Origin of the sequence: Rhodococcus sp. BL-253-APC-6A1W (assembly GCF_012843405.1) — a bacterium.
In the GTDB taxonomy this organism is placed as follows: domain Bacteria; phylum Actinomycetota; class Actinomycetes; order Mycobacteriales; family Mycobacteriaceae; genus Rhodococcus.
The window spans coordinates 200,971-218,484 of record NZ_JABAFB010000008.1; the positions used below are offsets into that span (position 1 = coordinate 200,971).

18 protein-coding genes and 2 pseudogenes are annotated in these 17,514 nt (G+C 67.4%); 9 read left to right on the top strand and 11 right to left on the bottom strand.

The genetic code is table 11. The annotated features are described in order from the left end of the window. Positions 1 to 384: 384 nt before the first annotated feature. From HF877_RS14655 to HF877_RS14670, 4 genes are all read left to right on the top strand, one after another. Complete coding sequence (locus HF877_RS14655) at positions 385 to 1,098, top strand: GAF and ANTAR domain-containing protein (protein ID WP_169621918.1); 714 nt, start codon at positions 385 to 387, stop codon at positions 1,096 to 1,098. Between the two features lie 111 nt (positions 1,099 to 1,209). Next, positions 1,210 to 1,989 carry a GAF and ANTAR domain-containing protein gene (locus HF877_RS14660; protein ID WP_346765171.1) on the top strand — a complete coding sequence of 260 codons (780 nt, stop codon included), beginning with the start codon at positions 1,210 to 1,212 and terminating at the stop codon, positions 1,987 to 1,989. Positions 1,990 to 2,057: 68 nt separating this feature from the next. Continuing rightward, the gene (locus HF877_RS14665) at positions 2,058 to 2,783 is read left to right on the top strand and encodes a GAF and ANTAR domain-containing protein (RefSeq protein ID WP_169621919.1); all 726 of its coding nucleotides are present in this window, start codon (positions 2,058 to 2,060) and stop codon (positions 2,781 to 2,783) included. A 163-nt stretch (positions 2,784 to 2,946) separates the two neighbouring features. After that, positions 2,947 to 3,252, top strand: a complete 306-nt coding sequence (locus HF877_RS14670; protein WP_169621920.1) for a hypothetical protein — start codon at positions 2,947 to 2,949, stop codon at positions 3,250 to 3,252. Between the two features lie 61 nt (positions 3,253 to 3,313). On the opposite strand, the pseudogene HF877_RS14675 reads toward HF877_RS14670, so the two are convergent. The 6 genes and pseudogenes from HF877_RS14675 to HF877_RS14700 all read right to left on the bottom strand — a co-directional run. Then, positions 3,314 to 3,589: pseudogene (locus HF877_RS14675) on the bottom strand (ornithine decarboxylase); the annotation flags it as partial. A 480-nt stretch (positions 3,590 to 4,069) separates the two neighbouring features. Beyond that, positions 4,070 to 4,918: a F510_1955 family glycosylhydrolase gene (locus HF877_RS14680; RefSeq protein WP_169621921.1), complete on the bottom strand. Its 849-nt coding sequence runs from the start codon at positions 4,916 to 4,918 to the stop codon at positions 4,070 to 4,072. Between the two features lie 39 nt (positions 4,919 to 4,957). Then, entirely contained in the window at positions 4,958 to 6,928 is a 1,971-nt protein-coding gene (locus tag HF877_RS14685; protein ID WP_206037169.1) for a heavy metal translocating P-type ATPase, read from the bottom strand. 259 nt (positions 6,929 to 7,187) lie between these two features. Next, entirely contained in the window at positions 7,188 to 7,832 is a 645-nt protein-coding gene (locus HF877_RS14690; RefSeq protein ID WP_169621923.1) for a DUF305 domain-containing protein, read from the bottom strand. 76 nt (positions 7,833 to 7,908) lie between these two features. Beyond that, positions 7,909 to 9,426 (bottom strand): multicopper oxidase family protein, encoded by a 1,518-nt coding sequence (locus HF877_RS14695; protein ID WP_169621924.1) that lies wholly within the window; start codon positions 9,424 to 9,426, stop codon positions 7,909 to 7,911. Then, on the bottom strand, positions 9,419 to 9,706 hold the full coding sequence (locus HF877_RS14700) for an SHOCT domain-containing protein (protein ID WP_169621925.1): 288 nt from the start codon (positions 9,704 to 9,706) through the stop codon (positions 9,419 to 9,421). Before HF877_RS14700 ends, HF877_RS14695 begins: the two co-directional genes overlap by 8 nt. A 214-nt stretch (positions 9,707 to 9,920) precedes the next feature. Here HF877_RS14700 and HF877_RS14705 point away from each other — a divergent pair, with 214 nt between their 5' ends. After that, complete coding sequence (locus tag HF877_RS14705; RefSeq protein WP_240952482.1) at positions 9,921 to 10,610, top strand: response regulator transcription factor; 690 nt, start codon at positions 9,921 to 9,923, stop codon at positions 10,608 to 10,610. After that, positions 10,607 to 11,761, top strand: coding sequence for an ATP-binding protein (locus HF877_RS14710; protein WP_169621926.1), 1,155 nt, complete (start codon positions 10,607 to 10,609; stop codon positions 11,759 to 11,761). Before HF877_RS14705 ends, HF877_RS14710 begins: the two co-directional genes overlap by 4 nt. Before the next feature lie 53 nt (positions 11,762 to 11,814). Here the strand turns inward: HF877_RS14710 and HF877_RS14715 are convergent. The 5 genes and pseudogenes from HF877_RS14715 to HF877_RS14735 form a co-directional block, all read right to left on the bottom strand. Beyond that, positions 11,815 to 12,033: pseudogene (locus HF877_RS14715) on the bottom strand (histidine phosphatase family protein); the annotation flags it as partial. Positions 12,034 to 12,054: 21 nt separating this feature from the next. Beyond that, positions 12,055 to 12,489 (bottom strand): arsenate reductase ArsC, encoded by a 435-nt coding sequence (locus tag HF877_RS14720; RefSeq protein ID WP_169621927.1) that lies wholly within the window; start codon positions 12,487 to 12,489, stop codon positions 12,055 to 12,057. A 27-nt stretch (positions 12,490 to 12,516) separates the two neighbouring features. After that, positions 12,517 to 13,167: an arsenate reductase ArsC gene (locus HF877_RS14725; protein WP_169621928.1), complete on the bottom strand. Its 651-nt coding sequence runs from the start codon at positions 13,165 to 13,167 to the stop codon at positions 12,517 to 12,519. Positions 13,168 to 13,209: 42 nt separating this feature from the next. Further along, positions 13,210 to 14,250, bottom strand: a complete 1,041-nt coding sequence (gene arsB, locus HF877_RS14730; protein WP_169621981.1) for an ACR3 family arsenite efflux transporter — start codon at positions 14,248 to 14,250, stop codon at positions 13,210 to 13,212. 32 nt (positions 14,251 to 14,282) lie between these two features. After that, a complete protein-coding gene (locus tag HF877_RS14735) occupies positions 14,283 to 14,690 on the bottom strand; it encodes a metalloregulator ArsR/SmtB family transcription factor (protein WP_169621929.1) in 408 nt (135 codons plus the stop codon). A 64-nt stretch (positions 14,691 to 14,754) separates the two neighbouring features. Between HF877_RS14735 and HF877_RS14740 the strand changes: the two genes are divergently transcribed. The 3 genes from HF877_RS14740 to arsA are packed head-to-tail and all read left to right on the top strand — an operon-like array spanning position 14,755 to position 17,486. Continuing rightward, a complete protein-coding gene (locus HF877_RS14740) occupies positions 14,755 to 15,177 on the top strand; it encodes a low molecular weight phosphatase family protein (protein ID WP_169621930.1) in 423 nt (140 codons plus the stop codon). Between the two features lie 55 nt (positions 15,178 to 15,232). Next, positions 15,233 to 15,625, top strand: coding sequence for an arsenite efflux transporter metallochaperone ArsD (gene arsD / locus HF877_RS14745; RefSeq protein WP_064063745.1), 393 nt, complete (start codon positions 15,233 to 15,235; stop codon positions 15,623 to 15,625). 58 nt (positions 15,626 to 15,683) lie between these two features. Next, complete coding sequence (arsA, locus tag HF877_RS14750; protein ID WP_169621931.1) at positions 15,684 to 17,486, top strand: arsenical pump-driving ATPase; 1,803 nt, start codon at positions 15,684 to 15,686, stop codon at positions 17,484 to 17,486. Positions 17,487 to 17,514: the final 28 nt, after the last annotated feature.

The window sequence follows — 17,514 nt, forward strand, 5'->3', positions numbered from 1 at the left end:
GGAGGGCTACCGAGCGATGGACGAACGCCGCGCGATCAGGGTGCTGCTGACCGTCTGACCTCCACCGAGGCCGGTCCCGTCGTCCGCGGTAAGGGGACCGCTCGGAATGCACACCGTCGTCTCCCACAGCGTGATCGGCACTGGGACGTTTCCTTCGGGACCGACCCGGGAACCCCTGATTCGCGATGGAAGGTCCCGCTCATGAAGGCAACGGTCGAAGGTAAGGGGCCGGCGCGGGATCGACACAGTGGTCGACGTCCGAGCCGTCGGACGACGCGAGGCGGACACATCACCTCGGTGGCAGGCGGCTGGCGGCATGTGTAGGCAACCTCCCGCACGGTCGGCGTACGGTGTGCCTTTTCCAGCCGAAGAAAGGACCTGCTCATGAATGCGTCGGCGGAACCACAGGACCTCGGTCGCCAGATGGCGAAGCTGGCACGCGAGTTCTACCGTCCCAGCAGTCTCGCGGATACGTTGCGCGGTGTCACCACCGCTGCGGTCGAACTGGTGCCGGACGCCGACTGCGCCGACGTCCTCGTGGTGACCGGCAGGAGGAAGGTCGAATCGTACGCCGCTACCTCGACTTTGCCGGAAGAACTCGATGCCGTGCAGGAGAAGCTCGGCGAGGGGCCATGCCTCGATGCTGCGTACAAGAATCTCATCGTAAGGACGGATGATCTTCGGACCGAGACACGGTGGCCGCGTTTCTCCCGCGAAGCGGTCCAGGCAGGAGTGCTCAGCACTTTGTCGTTCCAGCTCTACGTCGAGAAGGACTCGATGGGTGCGCTGAATCTGTTCTCGTTCAAGCCGAATGCTTTCGACACGGACGCGGAGGCGATCACCGAGGTGCTGGCCGCGCAGGCAGCAATGGCGTTGAGTGCCGCACGTGACCACCAGAACTTCTCGTCGGCACTGGCGAGCCGCGACATCATCGGTCAGGCCAAAGGCATGATCATGGAGCGGTTCGGCGTCGATTCCGTACGCGCTTTCGAGTTGCTGCGCAAGCTCTCCCAGGACAGCAATATTGCGCTTGCCGAAGTCGCGGCCAGAATTGTCGAGGCGGGTCCCGCCCAACTCGGCGGCGACCCCTCCGCCTGACCGAGCTCCCGGAACCACGTGGGGCTGCGCTCGCATCGGACAAGACAGGTCCGCTCCGGGTTCCGGAGCACGCGCAGCGCTACAGGTCCCTGGGCACGAATCAGGGGTAGCGTGGAGGTCACGGGCAACTTGGCCCGGGCACTTTTTCGCCTCGTCAGCGACATCGTGGTCGATGCGGAAGAGGGCGCTCTCATGGCAGAGCCGATCGACAACAACTTGGTGGATTCGCTGGCAGCACTGGCGCGATCTCTGTCCGGGCAGCGCGACCTCGAGGGTGTACTGCGCACGGTCACCGGCTCTGCGGTCGACTTGATTCCCGGCGTCGAGAGCGCGGACATCCTGCTCATCAGCGGGGACAACACGTTCGAATCCCATGCCCCGACGTCGCTGTTGCCCGTCGAACTCGACCGTGCGCAGGAGCGGCTCAGGGAAGGACCGTGCGTCGATGCCGCAATGGGTGCCTTCACCACCCTCAGCGACGATCTCGTGTCGGAGACCCGATGGCCTCGATTCACCCCCGAAGCGCTCGACGCGGGGGTGCGCAGCATTCTGTCGTTCCAGCTGTACACCTCGGCGAGCACCGCGGGGGCGTTGAATTTGTTCGCCACGTCACCGAACGTATTCGGCGGCGAATCGATTGCGGTCGGGGAGGCGTTCGCGGCGCATGCGGCCATCGCCATCGCCATCGCCGCGGGACGGGACGAACTGAAGCTGCATTCCGCAGTGCTGAACCGTGACGTCATCGGCCAGGCCAAAGGCATGATGATGGAGCGATTCGGCATCCCCGCCGACCGTGCGTTCGGCATGCTCATCAAGCTTTCGCAGGACACCGGGATTCCGCTCGTCATCCTTTCCCGGTGGATCGCCGAAGAGCGCACCGAACCTTCGTAACGCGAATTCGGTAGAATTATCTGCTTGCTGCTTGCTGCTCCCTGCGCTACACCGTGGAACTATCGAGTATGGACGGGTGGGAACGGGGCGAAGGCGCTCCGGCCGGTTTTCCGACCTCGGCGGAGATCAGCCGACGGATCGGAGTGCTGGCGCGTGAGTTCTTCGTTCCCGAGGATCTCGACAGCACGTTGTATCGGATCGCTGCGTCGGCGGCAGAACTGATCGGTGCGGCCGACGGTATCGGCATTCTCCTCTCGGTCGATCGGGAACAATTTCGATCCACCGCTGCCACCTCGCCTCTGGCCGCGCAGCTCGAGGCAATGCAGATCAAACTGGGCGAAGGCCCGTGCCTCGACGCTGCCAGGTCCGACCCCATCGTCCGGTGCGCGGACTTGCGTACCGAGACGCGATGGCCGGCGTACGCGTCGGCCGCGGTCGACGCGGGAGTCCTCAGCTGCCTCTCGGTGCGCTTGTACACCCACCGCGACGAGGTCGGGACCTTGAATCTCCATTCCCGCGTCGCGGATGCGTTCGATGCCGGGGACGAGGCCCTCGTCGATGTCCTGGCCGCACAAGCTGCCACGGCGATCACGGCTGCCCGTGTTCAGGAACAACTCACCTCGGCTCTCGCAACCAGGGATGTCATCGGCCAGGCCAAGGGCATCATCATGGAGCGCTACGGTATCGACGCGCTGCGTGCCTTCGACATGCTGCGGCGGCTGTCGCAGGACACCAACACTCCTCTTTCCGAGCTTGCGACCCGACTCGTCGACTCGGGGCCCGCCACGGCGTGACCGCGTCGCGGCGGCGTTCCACCCGGATCGTGGGCAGCACCACCTCACCCTCAGGTTTACCCGGGGACACGCCGCGGTATCTGTACTGATACCCGGGGAGGGTGTCCGGCGTTGCTACACGGCGCCGGACACAGCCGGCCGCTACGAGAAGGTGAGGGTGACAATGACGTCTCCGCAGAGATATGTGGTGTTGGTGGGCACGCCGTGCGATGCTGCCGCCCGCGCTCACTGGGACGCGGTGCAGAGTTGGGCGGACGAACACGGGTGGCTGACGACGCGAGACATTCCCGCGGCCGGAGATGTCTGGGGCGCAGTGGCCACCGAGGAGGTCCTCGACGGTATGTGTTCTCCGACGGAGGCGAAGGTGATCTACGACGTCCGCGCGGCAGGAATCCCCTGCGTCAGCGTGCATCGGGCGCCTGCGATGCTCGCGTCCCTGTTCCTGACTGCGGCCGTCCAGCCGGCCTGAGGCGACCGCCGCGCTCGACCTCGGCGGAGGGCAGGTGGGTTCCGTCTGTTCCGGACCGACGTCAGTCCTCGACGACCACACGTAGCTTTTCTAGTGTCGCGTCGGTTGCGTCGGGGAGAGTCATCCCCGCGCCCGGTCCGCTGCGCAGGTAGTCGAGAACCGCCCGATCGAGCCGCTCGCCGGGCACCACCGCGGGGATGCCCGGGGGATACGGGGTGATCTGCTCGGCTGCGATACGGCCGGCGGCCTTGTCTGCCGCGATCATTTCCGCACGGCCGAAGAATGCATCTCGCGGCGACATCACCGACTCGAGCTGGATCTCGTCGGGTCCCGGCAAGACTGACAGGACACACCGCTGCAGATTGACGAGTTAGGGGCGAGGCAACGATGCTCGTAATGTTCGCAGGTGCATCGAGGTAGTGATCATGGCGGAGTTCAACCCTGAAAACGTACTGGTCGAACACCACTACGTGCTCACGTCATTCGTGACCACGTAAGACCTGCCCCGACCTCTGGCCGATACTCCCCCTGGAACAAGGCTCCGTTTGTAGTCAGGGCGGTGATCACATCACTTACCAGCGCTCCGAGCGACGGCCACAATGCCCCGCGGCCCGCCCCGGTCTTTCCGAACCTCCCTGACCACCCGGCTCGGACACCGGCCGGTGGTGCGGTCGAGACCACCTCACCCCGGTGGTCACCGTGCCGGCCATATCGAGAGCAGAGAGCGGATCGAGTCCCGGTGCAGGGCACGCATCTCCGACGGACGACATGCCGGATCCCTTCATCTACCCCGAGAACAATGGGGAGCAGGTTCGGGTCAGCCCAGCGGATAGAGCGTCTGCGCGGTCGCGGCGTACGCGGTGTCGAAGTCGACGGCGAGCACTGCCTCGACCGCACCGACCACCGCGTGCTGCTCCCAGCTCTGGCCGGTACGGCTGCGCCACGCGGCGCCGGCGGTGTCGATGCCCCACAACGAGCCGTCGTGCGCGGCGGAGAGAAGCGCCAGGGTCGGGGCGCCGGGCACCACGGTGAAGGTGCGCCCGCCGTCGGTGCTGTGCTGCAGCCCGGCAGCGGTGCTCGCCCACACCCCGGCCTCGGTGACGGCGAGCGCGGCCGCGGCCACCGGGGCACCTGCGGTCCAGCTGGTTCCACCATCGGTGGAGGTCAGCAATCCGGTGACGCCGTCGAACCCGACCAGCAGCTCACCGTCGGTGGACAGGGCATGAAAATCCACCTCGCCGGTCAAAGATTTCGGCGTCCAGGTACGGCCGCCGTCGGTGCTGTCGATCAGCCCCAGCGGATTCGGGGCCGAACTCGACGGCCCCGGATGCCCGGACGCGAAGAGACGGTCGGTGCCCGGCGCCCCGGTCAGTCCCATGAAGTCGTCGTCGGAGTCACCGACGCGGGCGGTGCGCCCGTTCGCGGCGATCTCGACGAGGCCGGTGTGGGTGCCGGCCAGCACCACACCGCCGGAATCGAGGTGCAGACCGTGCAGATGGTCGAGTGCCGGTTCCAATGCTGTGCCGGGCACCTCCGAGGCTGCAGACGGAGAGGCCGAACTTACTGGTGCTGCGGATTGTTCACCGGTCGTACAACCAGCGAGCACGGCCGCCGCAGCAACAGGAACCAGGACATGCGCCCACCGGCGCAGGGGAAAACTCGACATGAGAAGAAAAAGCTCGTTTCGGATCGATCGGGTGCCGGCTCAGGTGCGAGCCAGGCGGGTGGGGTCGAGGTCGAGGCGCCGCAACAGCTGGGCGTTGAGCGCCACGACGATCGTGGAGACGGACATGAGGATCGCGGCGACCGCGGGCGAGATCGCGACCCCGGCGAAGGCGAGCACCCCGGCAGCGAGGGGCACGGCGATGATGTTGTAGCCGGTGGCCCACACCAGGTTCTGCCACATCTTCCGGTAGCTGGCATGCGAGAGTGCGATGATCGAGAGCACCGCCCGCGGATCGTTCGCTGCGAGCACGACCCCGGCGGATTCGATGGCCACATCGGTGCCGGCACCGATCGCGACACCGACATCGGCGCGGGCCAATGCGGGGGCGTCGTTGACCCCGTCGCCGACCATGGCGACCTTGTGTCCGCGATTGTGCAGTTCGGTGACCTTGGCGTCCTTGTGCTCGGGCAGTACCTCGGCGAACACTTCGTCGATCCCGAGGTCGGCGGCCACGGCGTCGGCGACCTGCCGCGCGTCCCCGGTGATCATCGCGACCTTCACCCCGCGGGCGTGCAGGGCGTCGATGGCCTGACGCGATTCCTCGCGCACGGCGTCCTCAAGTGCCACGGCCCCGAGCACCCGGTCCCCTTCGGCGACGTGCAGCACCGACGCTCCGCGTGCTACCCACTGCCCGGTCACGGCGGTGACGTCGGCGGGCACCGACAACCGCAAATCGGCCAGCATCGCCGGGCCGCCGACCGTCACCTCGGTGCCGTCGACGAGCGCGCGGACCCCGCGGCCGGGCAAGGACCGAAAGTCGGTGGCGGTGACCTGCGCGGCGGCCGGGACCCGAGTTTCCGCAGCGGCGACGATGGCTCGGGCAACGGGGTGCTCGCTGTCGGCCTCGACCGCCGCGGCGAGCGCCAACAGGTCTTCTTCGGAGGTGCCGGCCGTGGCGACCACACCGGTGACCTGATGCCGACCCTGGGTCAAGGTGCCGGTCTTGTCGAACAGCACCACATCGACGGTGCGCATGCGTTCGAGCGAGAGCCGATCCTTGACCAGCACCCCGGCCCGGGCGGCGCGTTCGGTGGAAATCGCGATCACCAGCGGAATGGCCAACCCGAGAGCGTGCGGGCAGGCGATGACCAGGACGGTGACGGTGCGCACCACCGCTTCGTCGAGGTTGCCGAGCAGCGACCACACCGTAAAGGTGACGATGCCTGCGACGGCGGCGAAGTAGAACAGGAACGCTGCGGCCTTGTCCGCCAGTGCTTGGGCGCGGGAGGAGGAGGCCTGGGCGTCGGCGACCATACGCCCGATGCCGGCCAGGGCGGTGTCCTCGCCGACCGCGGTGATGCGCACCCGCAGGGCGCTGTCGGTCGCGACGGTGCCGGCGACCACGGTGTCCCCGACCTCACGGGCGACCGCTTTGGATTCGCCGGTGATCATCGATTCGTCGACCTCGGCACGGCCGTCGGTGACGGTGCCGTCGGCGGGCACCCGTGCTCCGGCCCGCACCAGGACCAGATCCCCCCGATTCAGCTCCGACAAGGGCACTTCGGCAATGCCGTCGGCGGTGATCTTCTCCGCGGTGTCCGGCAGCATCGCGGCGAGCGCGTCGAGAGCGCCGGAGGCTGCGCCGAGGGCCCGCATCTCGAGCCAGTGCCCGAGCAGCATGATCACGATCAGCAGGGCCAGTTCCCACCAGAAGTCCAGGTTGAACCCGCCGAGACCCAAGGTGGTGACCCAGGAGGCGAGGAACGCGACGCTGATCGCCATGGCGATCAGCAGCATCATCCCGGGCCGGCGCGAGCGGAGTTCGGCCCAGCCGCCGGTGAGGAACGGCATGCCGCCGTAGACGAAGATCACCGTGCCCAACACCGGCGGAATCCACATGGCCCCAGGGAAATCCGGCATGGTGTAGCCGAGCAGATCCGCGACCATGTGACTGAAGAACACCACCGGTATCGACAGCGCCAGGGACACCCAGAACCGGCGGCGGAACATCTCTCCGTGTGCCCCGTGCCCGGCGTGCCGATCATGACCGCCATGGCCGCCGTGCTCAGCGTCGGTGGTGGGGCCGACGTAGGCGAGATGTTCACCGTGCCCGGCGTGAGCATCGTGCTGCTGAGGTGGCGGACTCTGGACGTCGGCGCCGTGATCGTGTCCGGCAGGCGCCGGGCCTGGCTGGGGGTGTCCGTGCTCCGGATGCGACATCGCAAAGCCTCCTGGGGTGGCGGGCCGAGTGGAAACCGGGTGGTACCGGTTACAGGGTGGTCAGCAACTGGCGCATGGTCTCGATCTCCTGCTGCTGGGTCTCGACGATGGTGCGGGCCATCTCCACCGCGTCGGGGAACTGTCCGTCCTCGATTTCGGTCTGCGCCATCTCGACTGCGCCTTCGTGGTGGGCGATCATCTGCTCGAGGAACAGGCGGGCGGCGTCGGCGGCTTGCGCGTCGGACAGCGCCTGCATGTCCTCCTCGCTCATCATCCCCTCCATGCCGCTGTCCATGCCCTCGTCCATGCCGGGCATGTCGTTGTTGTCGATTTCGGGTATCTCGGTGGGTTCACCCCACTGTTCGAGCCAGGTTTCGAGCTGCTCGATTTCCGGTCCCTGGGCGGCCTTGATCTGCTCGGCCAGGTCGGTCACCTCGACCGGGATGTTGTCCTTGGCCAGCAGCATGTCGCTCATCTCGATCGCCTGACTGTGATGCGGGAGCATCATCTGCGCGAACATCACATCGGCGTCGTTGTGCGCCGCGGCCTCCTCGGCCGCCGAGGTGGTGGCCGAAGTCGTGGCGGGCGAGGTCGCGACGGTGGTGCCGGTGTCGGTCCCGGTGTCGCTGCACGCGGCCGCGGCGAACACCACCGCCAGTGCGGTGGCGCCGACGGCGAGAGTCTTCTTGTTCATCGGGGTGTGTTCCTTTCTCGAACGGTCACTGGAGCAGCGGGGACCGGCGCCGGGTACGGCCCGTCCGGTGCGAGCATTAGGCCAGGTAGGACACGGTGGTCATCATTCCGGCTTCTTGGTGATAGGCGTTGTGGCAGTGCAGGGCCCACTGACCCGGGTTGTCGGTATCGAATTCGATCTCCACGGTGCGCATCGGCCCGATCGTGACGGTGTCCTTGCGCAGGCCGGTGTCGGTGAGCGCGAAGGTGTGGCCGTGCAGGTGCATCGGGTGGAACATGTCCGACATGTTCCGCATCCGCATGCGCACCCGCTGTCCTTCGTTGACGTTCAGCGGCGGGATGTCGGGGTGGGCGCGGCCGTTGAGGGTCCACCGGTACGGCGACATGGTTCCGCCCATGTCCACGCTGTGATACACATCGTGCTCCTTGTCGGCCAGGCGCACATACTCGCGGGGCGTCAGGTCGGTGCCGAGCAGCACCTGCCGGTCCAGCTCGCCCGGACGGGTCTGCGCGGGCAGCTCGCCGGCGGCGGTGCGTACCAGGGCCTGCCCGTGCCCGGTCTTGCCTTCCGCCTGCGTGAACAGGGGGAAGACGCCGTCGCCGAGGGTGACGAGCACATCGACACGCTCGCCCATCCCGAGCAGCAGCGCGTCGGTGTCCTGCGGCACGACGGGGAAGCCGTCGGTGTGGGTGACGGTCATCCGGTGCCCACCGAGCGCGACCCGGAAGGCGGTGTCCGCGCCGGCGTTGATGAACCGGATCCGCGCCCGCTGACCGGGCGTGGCGGTCAAGACCATCGGATCCTCCGGCACGCGTCCGCCGACCAGGAAAAGCGGATAGCTCACGTCCCCGGCGCCGCCGAGCAACGGGGAGAGCATCGATTCCTCCCCCATATCCATACCGCCCATGGCGCCGTGGTCCATCCCGCCTATCGAGGCGTCGCCGCTCGCGCCGGCGGGGGCGCCGATGCCGAGGTCGCGGGCCACCTCGTCGGGGGTGCGGCCGGTGCCGTCGAGCCAGTCGTCGAGCACCACGATCCACTCGTGGTCGTAGTCGCCGGGCTCGTTCGGATCGTCGATGACCAACGGTCCGTACAGACCGCGATCGAGCTGCAATCCCGAATGCGAATGGTAGAAGTACGTGCCCGGATCCGGGACCGTGAACTCGTAGGCGAACCGCCCGCCGGCCACGATCGGGTCCTGGGTCAGCCCGGGCACACCGTCCATGTCGTTGCTCAACGCCAGCCCATGCCAGTGCACACTCGTCTCCGCCGGCAGCTGGTTGTCCACCTCCACCCGCAGCAGATCCCCGGCCCGGGCCCGCAGCAGCGGGCCCGGTAGCTGCTGGTCATAGCCCCAGGTCGACACGATGCGCCCGCCGAGGTCCACCTCGACCGGACGCGGCGTCAACCGCGCCGAGACCACCTGCTGACCCGGGCGACGGCGTTGTTGTTCGAGACGGCGCACCGCAGTCGACGAGGGCTGCACGGGGGCGCCGGTCGGTGAGCCCGACCCGGAACAGGCCATCAGGACTCCGGCTCCGGCTCCGGCAAGTATTGATCCGAGAAGGAAGGATCGACGGCCGAGTTCAGTCATGAACCTGCCCCTGCCGGTGCTCGACCGACGTGGTGTCGCCGGGGTGCATCAGCACCTGGCGACGAGCCACGAATTCCTCGGAGTCGATGTCACCGCGGGCGAACCCCGCCTCGAGCAGCCGCAGCGGATCGGACTCCGGGCTGGTGCGGCCGGGTCCGTTTGCGCGGTCGGTGCGGAACATCATGGCTACCAGATAGATCACCACCGCCCAGAACGCGAACATGCACACGGCCATGACGATCCATCCGGTCCAGGTCAGCTCACCTGCCCAGCCCATCATGGTCGCCTCCTTTCTCCGGTTCGTGCCTTCAGCCTGGCGTACCTACCCCTGGATTCCTGTGGAGGTCGTATGAAGATTTGCTCAAGAAGCCCCACGGCATCGTCGACAGTGGTGCCCGCTGGTGAAGATGGACACCATGGACTCCTCCGCTCGCACTCCCACCGCGACCAGCGATCCTGCGGCGCCGCCGCGCCCGTCGACCGGGTTGCGGGCGATGGTCGTCGAGGACGAGGCACCGTTGGCGAACCTGATCGGCTCGTATCTCGAACGCGACGGGTTCGAGACCGCGATTACCGGTGACGGCGCCGACGCCGTCACCCTCGCCCGGCAGGTCGACCCCGATGTCGTGGTCCTCGATCTGGGGCTGCCTCATCTGGACGGGGTTGAGGTGTGCCGGCAACTGCGGACCTTCTCCGACGCCTATGTCGTGATGCTCACCGCCCGCACCGAAGAAATCGATACCCTCATCGGGCTGTCCGTCGGCGCGGACGACTACATGAGCAAACCGTTCAGCCCCCGCGAATTGATGGCCCGCATCCAGGCCATGCTGCGCCGTCCCCGCACCGGTATCGCCGCACCGGCCGAGGCCGCCCCCGGCCTGATCCGCAGCGTCGGGGACCTGGTCATCGATGTGGACGGCCGGGAAGTCACCGTCGCCGGGATGCCGGTGGCCTTGACCCGCACCGAATTCGACGTCCTCGCCGCCCTGGCCCGCGATCCCGGTGTTGTGCTGACCCGGGCCCAGCTGATCGCGGCGGTGTGGGGACCGAGCTGGACCGGCGACGACCACCTGGTCGACGTGCACATCGGTCACCTGCGCCGCAAACTCGGCGACGACGCCACCCGTGGCCGCTATGTGCGCACCGTGCGCGGGGTCGGCTACAAGATGGGCGCCGGACAATGATCCCCCGGCGCCCCCACCGCAGACGAGGTTCAGCCGCATCGCCCCAGCAAGCGCTGGCGGGCTCGAGTTTCGGCACCCGGCTGTTCCTCGCCTTGACCGTGGTGGTGGTCGGCTGCGCCGCCAGCGCCTGGCTCGTCGCCTCCGCCCTCGCGCCCGGCATCTTCCATGATCACCTCGGCCAGGCCGGCATCGACCACAACTCGAGTCAGGCCGCCCACGTCGAAGAGGCGTTCGCCTGGGCGATCGTCCTTGCCTGGGGTCTGGCGGTCGCGGTCGCGGTGCTGCTGGCATTGGCGGTGAGCTGGTACATCACCCGCCGTGTTCAACGCTCGTTGACCGCGGTGACAACCTCGACCGCCCGGATCGCCGGCGGCCGGTACGACACTCGCGTGTCCAGACCCGGTCTCGGCCGTGAATTCGACGACCTTGCCCTGACCGTCAACGAACTCGCCCGCCGCCTCGAGGCCACCGAAAGCACCCGCCGCCGGATGCTCGCCGATCTCGGCCACGAGATGCGCACCCCGATCGCTACCCTCGACTCCTATCTCGAAGCCCTCGACGACGGCGTCCGCACCCTCGACGACGACACCCGACAGATCCTCCGCGCCGCCACCCACCGGCTGGGTCGTCTCGCCCAGGACATCACCGCGGTCTCGCGCGCCGAAGAACACCTCACCCGCATCCGTCCGGTGCCCACCACCACCGGCGCCCTCGTCACCGCCGCGGTCGATGCGGTGCGCGAACGGTACGACAGCAAAGGCGTCGCACTGCACAGCCGGATCACCGACTCGATGGTCGTGACGGCCGACCCCGACCGGATTGGGCAGGTCCTGGGCAACCTGCTCGACAACGCCCTACGCCATACCCCTCCCGGCGGCACCGTCACCATCACCAGCACAAGAGACCGCGATCGGGTGGAGATCACGGTGTCCGATACCGGCGAGGGTATCGCTCCCGATCACCTCGACCATCTCTTCGACCGCTTCTACCGGGCCGATACTGCCCGCGACCGCCGACACGGCGGGAGCGGTATCGGCCTGACCATCACCCGTGCCCTCGTCGAGGCCCACCACGGGCGCATCCGAGCACACAGCGACGGACCGGGCCGTGGGGCACGCTTCACGATCGAACTGCCCGTCATTGCGGTCTGACCTCGGAGTCTGCTTCGGTGTTGCTGACCGGCTTCCTTGGCCAGCAAGGGATGATCGACGATCGGTAGCCAATAGGCCGCTGCTCGTGGTTCGAGTGTCTGCCGTCCTCGCACCGTCGGGCTCGACAGCAGGCCTCGAACGGGCACTCCACTCACCGCGTCGACAAGGCCGCGGGAGTGGACCACGCCCGACGAACTCAAGGGACGAGCCGCGTCGCTACCGGTCCAGTTCCGTTTGTCTCCGGCATGAGCATGGCGCACCAGCACGAACATCGATCACTGAATTCGGGACTGTCAGGCGCGGGCGACGTCGGGAACGAGCTCGGCGATCAGCGCCTCGACCTTGGCTTTGATCTCGTCGCGGATCGGACGCACCGCCTCGACCCCTTGCCCGGCCGGATCCTCGAGCACCCAATCGCGGTACGACGTGCCCGGAAACACCGGGCAGGTGTCGCCGCACCCCATGGTGATCACCACATCGGAGGCCTGCACCGCATCGACGGTGAGGATCTTCGGGTTCTGCGCGGAGATGTCGATACCGACCTCGGCCATGGCCTCGACGGCGGCCGGGTTGACCTGCTCGGCCGGTGCCGAGCCCGCGGAGCGGACCTCGACCCGGTCGCCGGCCAGCGCGGTGAGGAATCCCGCGGCCATCTGGGAACGGCCGGCGTTGTGCACACACACGAACAACACCGAGGGTGTGCGGTCGGTCGAGGAATCAGTGGTCATGAAAACAGACGTCCTTTCGAAGAGAATTCAGGCAGAAACGGTGTCGAGTTCCGCCAGCAACACCCGCACGCGAGTGTCGATATCGTCGCGGACGGCGCGCACCGTGCCCAGCGACTCGTCGTCCGGATCGATCAACGACCAGTCGAGGTAGCGCTTACCCGGATACACCGCGCACGCATCACCGCACCCCATGGTGATCACCACATCGGCAGCTGCCACCACATCGTCGGTCAGAGGTTTGGGATATTCGCCGCCGAGATCGAGCCCGATCTCGGCCATCGCCTCGACCACGACAGGATGAATCGCCTCTGCAGGAGCCGATCCGGCGGAGCGCACGTGCACCCGCCCCGCGCCGTGATGAGTCAGCAGTGCCGCGGCCATCTGCGAACGTCCGCTGTTGCGCACGCACACGAACAGCACCTCCGGCACCTCCTTCGGCATGGCGCCCTCGGCCTGCGCCAGAGCAGTGAGGCGTTCGCCCGCGAACCGGGTGGCCAGCGAGGGCAAATGGGTGTGGATCTTGGCGGTGCGCCGCAGCGCCGCATACGACTCGAACACCATGCGCTCGACGGTCTGCGCCGAGAACACCCCGGCATACTTCTCGGCGAGATGTTCGGCGCTGCGGTGCAGCACCGCCTGAGGCATCAGTAATTCCGGCTGAGCAGCGTGCTCGGACATCGACATCTCCTGACGTGATCGATCCTTACGACACAGCGGGCCTTACGACACAGCGGGGACAGGCGAACGGGTGAAACGCTTCCGCAGAGCAAGCGAGACATAGATCAGAGCCACGAGGACGGGCACCTCGATCAGCGGGCCCACCACACCGGCCAACGCCTGACCGGAGGTGACACCGAAAGTGCCGATCGCCACCGCGATGGCGAGTTCGAAGTTGTTGCCGGCGGCGGTGAACGCGAGCGTCGTGGTGCGCTCGTAACCGAGCCCGACCGCTGCACCGAACAGGAACCCGCCGCCCCACATGAGGACGAAGTACGCGAGCAGCGGCAACGCGATTCGCACCACGTCCCAGGGCTGCGAGGTGATCTGCTCGCCCTGCAGCGCGAAGAGGATCACGATCGTGAACAGCAACCCGTAGAGCGCCCACGGACCGATCTTCGGCAGGAACGTGTCCTCGTACCACTGGCGGCCTTTCGCCTTCTCACCGAAGTGGCGGGTCAAGAAACCGGCGACCAGCGGGATACCGAGGAAGATCAGCACCGATTTGGCGATCTGCCACGGCGAGACATCCAGGGTGGTCTGCTCGAGTCCGAGCCAGCCGGGCAGAATCGACAGGTAGAACCAGCCGAGCACGGCGAACATGATCACCTGGAAGACCGAGTTGATCGCGACCAGGACGGCGGCGGCTTCGCGGTCGCCGCAGGCGAGATCGTTCCAGATGATGACCATCGCGATGCAGCGGGCGAGGCCGACGATGATCAGTCCGGTGCGGTACTCGGGCAGGTCGGGCAGCAGCAGCCAGGCGAGAGTGAACATCAATGCCGGGCCGAGCACCCAGTTGAGGAGCAGCGACGAGATCAGCAGCTTACGGTCGCCGGTGACGGTGTCGAGGCGGTCGTAGCGGACCTTCGCGAGCACCGGATACATCATGATCAACAAACCGAGCGCGATCGGCAGTGAAATGCTGTCGATCTCGATGACGCTCAGTGCGTCGCCGAGCCCGGGTATGAGACGGCCGAGCAGTAGACCGGTGACCATGGCGATGCCGATCCACACGGCCAGAAACCGGTCGAGGACCGACATCTTGCCGGCGACGGACCGGTGTTCGGTGGTGGTCACGAGACGATCTCCTGAAGAGGTTCGGTCGGGGCGCAGGCACACGCCGACCCGGGCAGCACCCCGGATTCGGTGGCGAGCACCGCGGACAGTTGTTCCAGCGCGGCGGGGAGCACCCGGTAGTAGACCCAGGTGCCGCGGCGTTCACAGTCGAGCAGTCCGGCTTCGCGCAGCACCTTGAGGTGGTGCGAGATGGTGGGCTGCGACAGGTCGAACGCGGGGCTGATGTCGCACACGCAACTTTCCCCGCCCTGATGACTGGCGATCATGCTGAGCATGCGCAGGCGCACCGGATCGCCGAGGGCCTTGAACATGCGGGCCAGGTCGGTGGCCCAATCGGAGGTGAGGGGCTCACGAGACAGGGGTGGGCAGCAGGGCCCGTCCCCATTCGACAGCTGATTCGACATGCGTCTATATTGACTGGTATCTATTCACCCGTCAATTCGTGTACTTCGGGAAGGGACTACTGTCGTGCCCACTGCGTCGGTGCTGTTCGTGTGTGTCAAGAACGGCGGCAAATCCCAGATGGCGGCCGCCCTCATGCGCAAGACGGCAGGCGACCGGATCGCCGTCCACTCCGCGGGCACCGCACCCGGATCGTCCCTGAACGCCCTGTCGATGCAGGTCCTCGGCGAGGTCGACGCCCCCATCGCAGGCGAGTATCCCAAGCCGATCGCCCCGCAGCTCCTCACCGAGGTCGACCTGGTGGTCACCCTCGGCGGCGAAGCCCGCCTCGATGCGCCCGCCGGGGCGGTCGTGGAGAACTGGGACACCGATGAGCCGTCCGAACGCGGCATCGACGGCATCGAGCGGATGCGCCTGGTGCGCGACGACATCGCCGTCCGCGTCGAGGAGCTCGCTACCCGGCTGCTGTCCGTCGCTGACACCCGATAATTGTTCGTCCCGGCACTCCTGTTCGCCTCGATCACTGAAGGACTACCTGATACCTATGAGCACCATCGCAGTCTTCGAACCGGCCCTGTGCTGCAACACCGGCGTGTGCGGCGAGGACCTCGACCAGAACCTGGTCACCTTCACTGCCGACATGGCCGCGCTGACCGAGCAGGGCGCCGCCATCACCCGCCACAACCTGGCCAACGACCCGCTCGCGTTCGCCCACAACGAGACCGTCAAGAAATTCCTCGAACTCGCCGGATCGGACGGGCTGCCGCTCGTGCTCGTCGACGACGTCACCGTCGCTACCGGGCGCTACCCGACCCGCACCGAGCTCGCCACCTGGGCCGGCCTCGAGGTACCCGCGCCGCCGTCCGGGGTGACGATGCTCGGGCTCGCCGACGACAGCGACTCCTGCTGCACCCCGGGCGAGTCCACCTGCTGCTGACCATGTAGATCCGTATCCCGCCCGCCGATACCCGTCCGACGAGGAGTACCCCGCTTTCATGGCTGCCGCCGACCTCACGTTCCTGACCGACCCGCCCCGGTTCGTGTTCTTCACCGGCAAAGGTGGAGTCGGTAAGACCTCCATCGCGTGTGCGTCGGCGGTGCGCCTGGCCCGGGCCGGCAAGAAGGTGCTGCTCGTCTCGACCGACCCCGCCTCCAACGTCGGGCAGGTCTTCGGTCTGAACATCGGCAACACGATCACCGAGATCCCCGTAGTGCCGGGGCTCTGCGCGCTCGAGATCGACCCCGAGCAGGCCGCTGCCGCCTACCGCGAACGCATCGTCGGCCCTGTCCGCGGATTGTTGCCCGCAGCGGAGATCGCGTCGATCACCGAACAGCTGTCCGGCTCGTGCACCACCGAAGTCGCCTCGTTCGACGAATTCACCTCGCTGCTCACCGATCCCGACGGCCGGGTCGCCGGGTTCGATCACGTGCTGTTCGACACCGCCCCGACCGGGCACACCATCCGGCTGCTGCAACTGCCCGGTAACTGGACCGAATTCCTCGACCACGGCAAAGGCGACGCGTCCTGCCTCGGACCGCTGGCCGGGCTCGACAAGCAGAAAGCCATGTACGCCGGCGCGGTCGAGGCCTTGTCGGCCCCCGGCCGCACCCGCCTGGTGCTCGTGGCACGCGCGAACCGCGCCGCTCTGGCCGAGATCGCCCGCACCCACAGCGAACTCGCCGCGATCGGCATGACGAGACAGCATGTGGTCGTCAACGGCGTGCTGCCCGACCCGGCCGACGACACCGACCCGCTGGCTACCGCCGTGTACCAGCGTGAACAGGCCGCACTGGCGGGTCGCGGCGCCGCGATCGCCGCGCTGCCCACCGATCTGGTGGAACTCAAGCCGGTCAACATGGTCGGCCTCGACGCTTTGAGCACCCTGTTCGACACCACCACCACCACCACCACGGCAATGACCACCGGGACCGATCCGGGGCTTGCCGCCGTCGCCGACGCCCCGTTGGCAGATCTGGTCGATGCGATCGAGGCCGACGGGCCCGGACTGGTGATGTGCATGGGCAAAGGCGGGGTCGGCAAAACCACCATTGCCGCCGCGATCGCGGTGGCCCTGGCCCGCCGTGGCCACGACGTGCACCTGACCACCACCGACCCCGCCGCACATCTGGCCGACACCGTCGCCGGGGAACTCGATCACCTCGAGGTCTCCCGCATCGACCCCCATGAGGCGAGCGAGACCTACCGCGACCGGGTGCTCGCCACCAAAGGCGCCGGGCTCGATGAGGCCGGCCGCGCCACCCTCGCCGAAGACCTGCTCTCCCCGTGCACCGAGGAAGTCGCAGTGTTCCAGGCCTTTTCTAAGATAATCCACGAATCACGCCGCAAGTTCGTCGTCGTCGATACCGCACCCACCGGCCACACGCTACTGCTGCTCGATGCGACCGGGTCGTATCACCGGGAGATCGCCCGGCAGATGGGCGACGGCGGTCGCTTCACCACCCCGCTGATGCGGCTGCAGGACCCGGCACAGACCAAGGTCGTGCTGGTGACCCTGGCCGAGACCACCCCGGTGCTCGAGGCGGCGGGTCTGCAGGATGATCTGCGGCGCGCCGGCATCACGCCCTGGGCGTGGGTGGTCAACAATTCCCTGGCCGCGGCGGCGCCCACTTCGCCGCTGCTGCGGCAGCGAGCGGTTGCCGAACTCGAGCAGATCGACACGGTTCGAGGTGAGCTCGCTGATCGGTACGCGGTGATTCCGCTGCAGATCACGGAGCCTGTGGGTGTTGAGCCACTACGTGATCTCACCGCGCCACAGATCGCCTCGCCGGCGGTGTAGCGCCGCCGGTCAGCCCGCATGGGCGTGA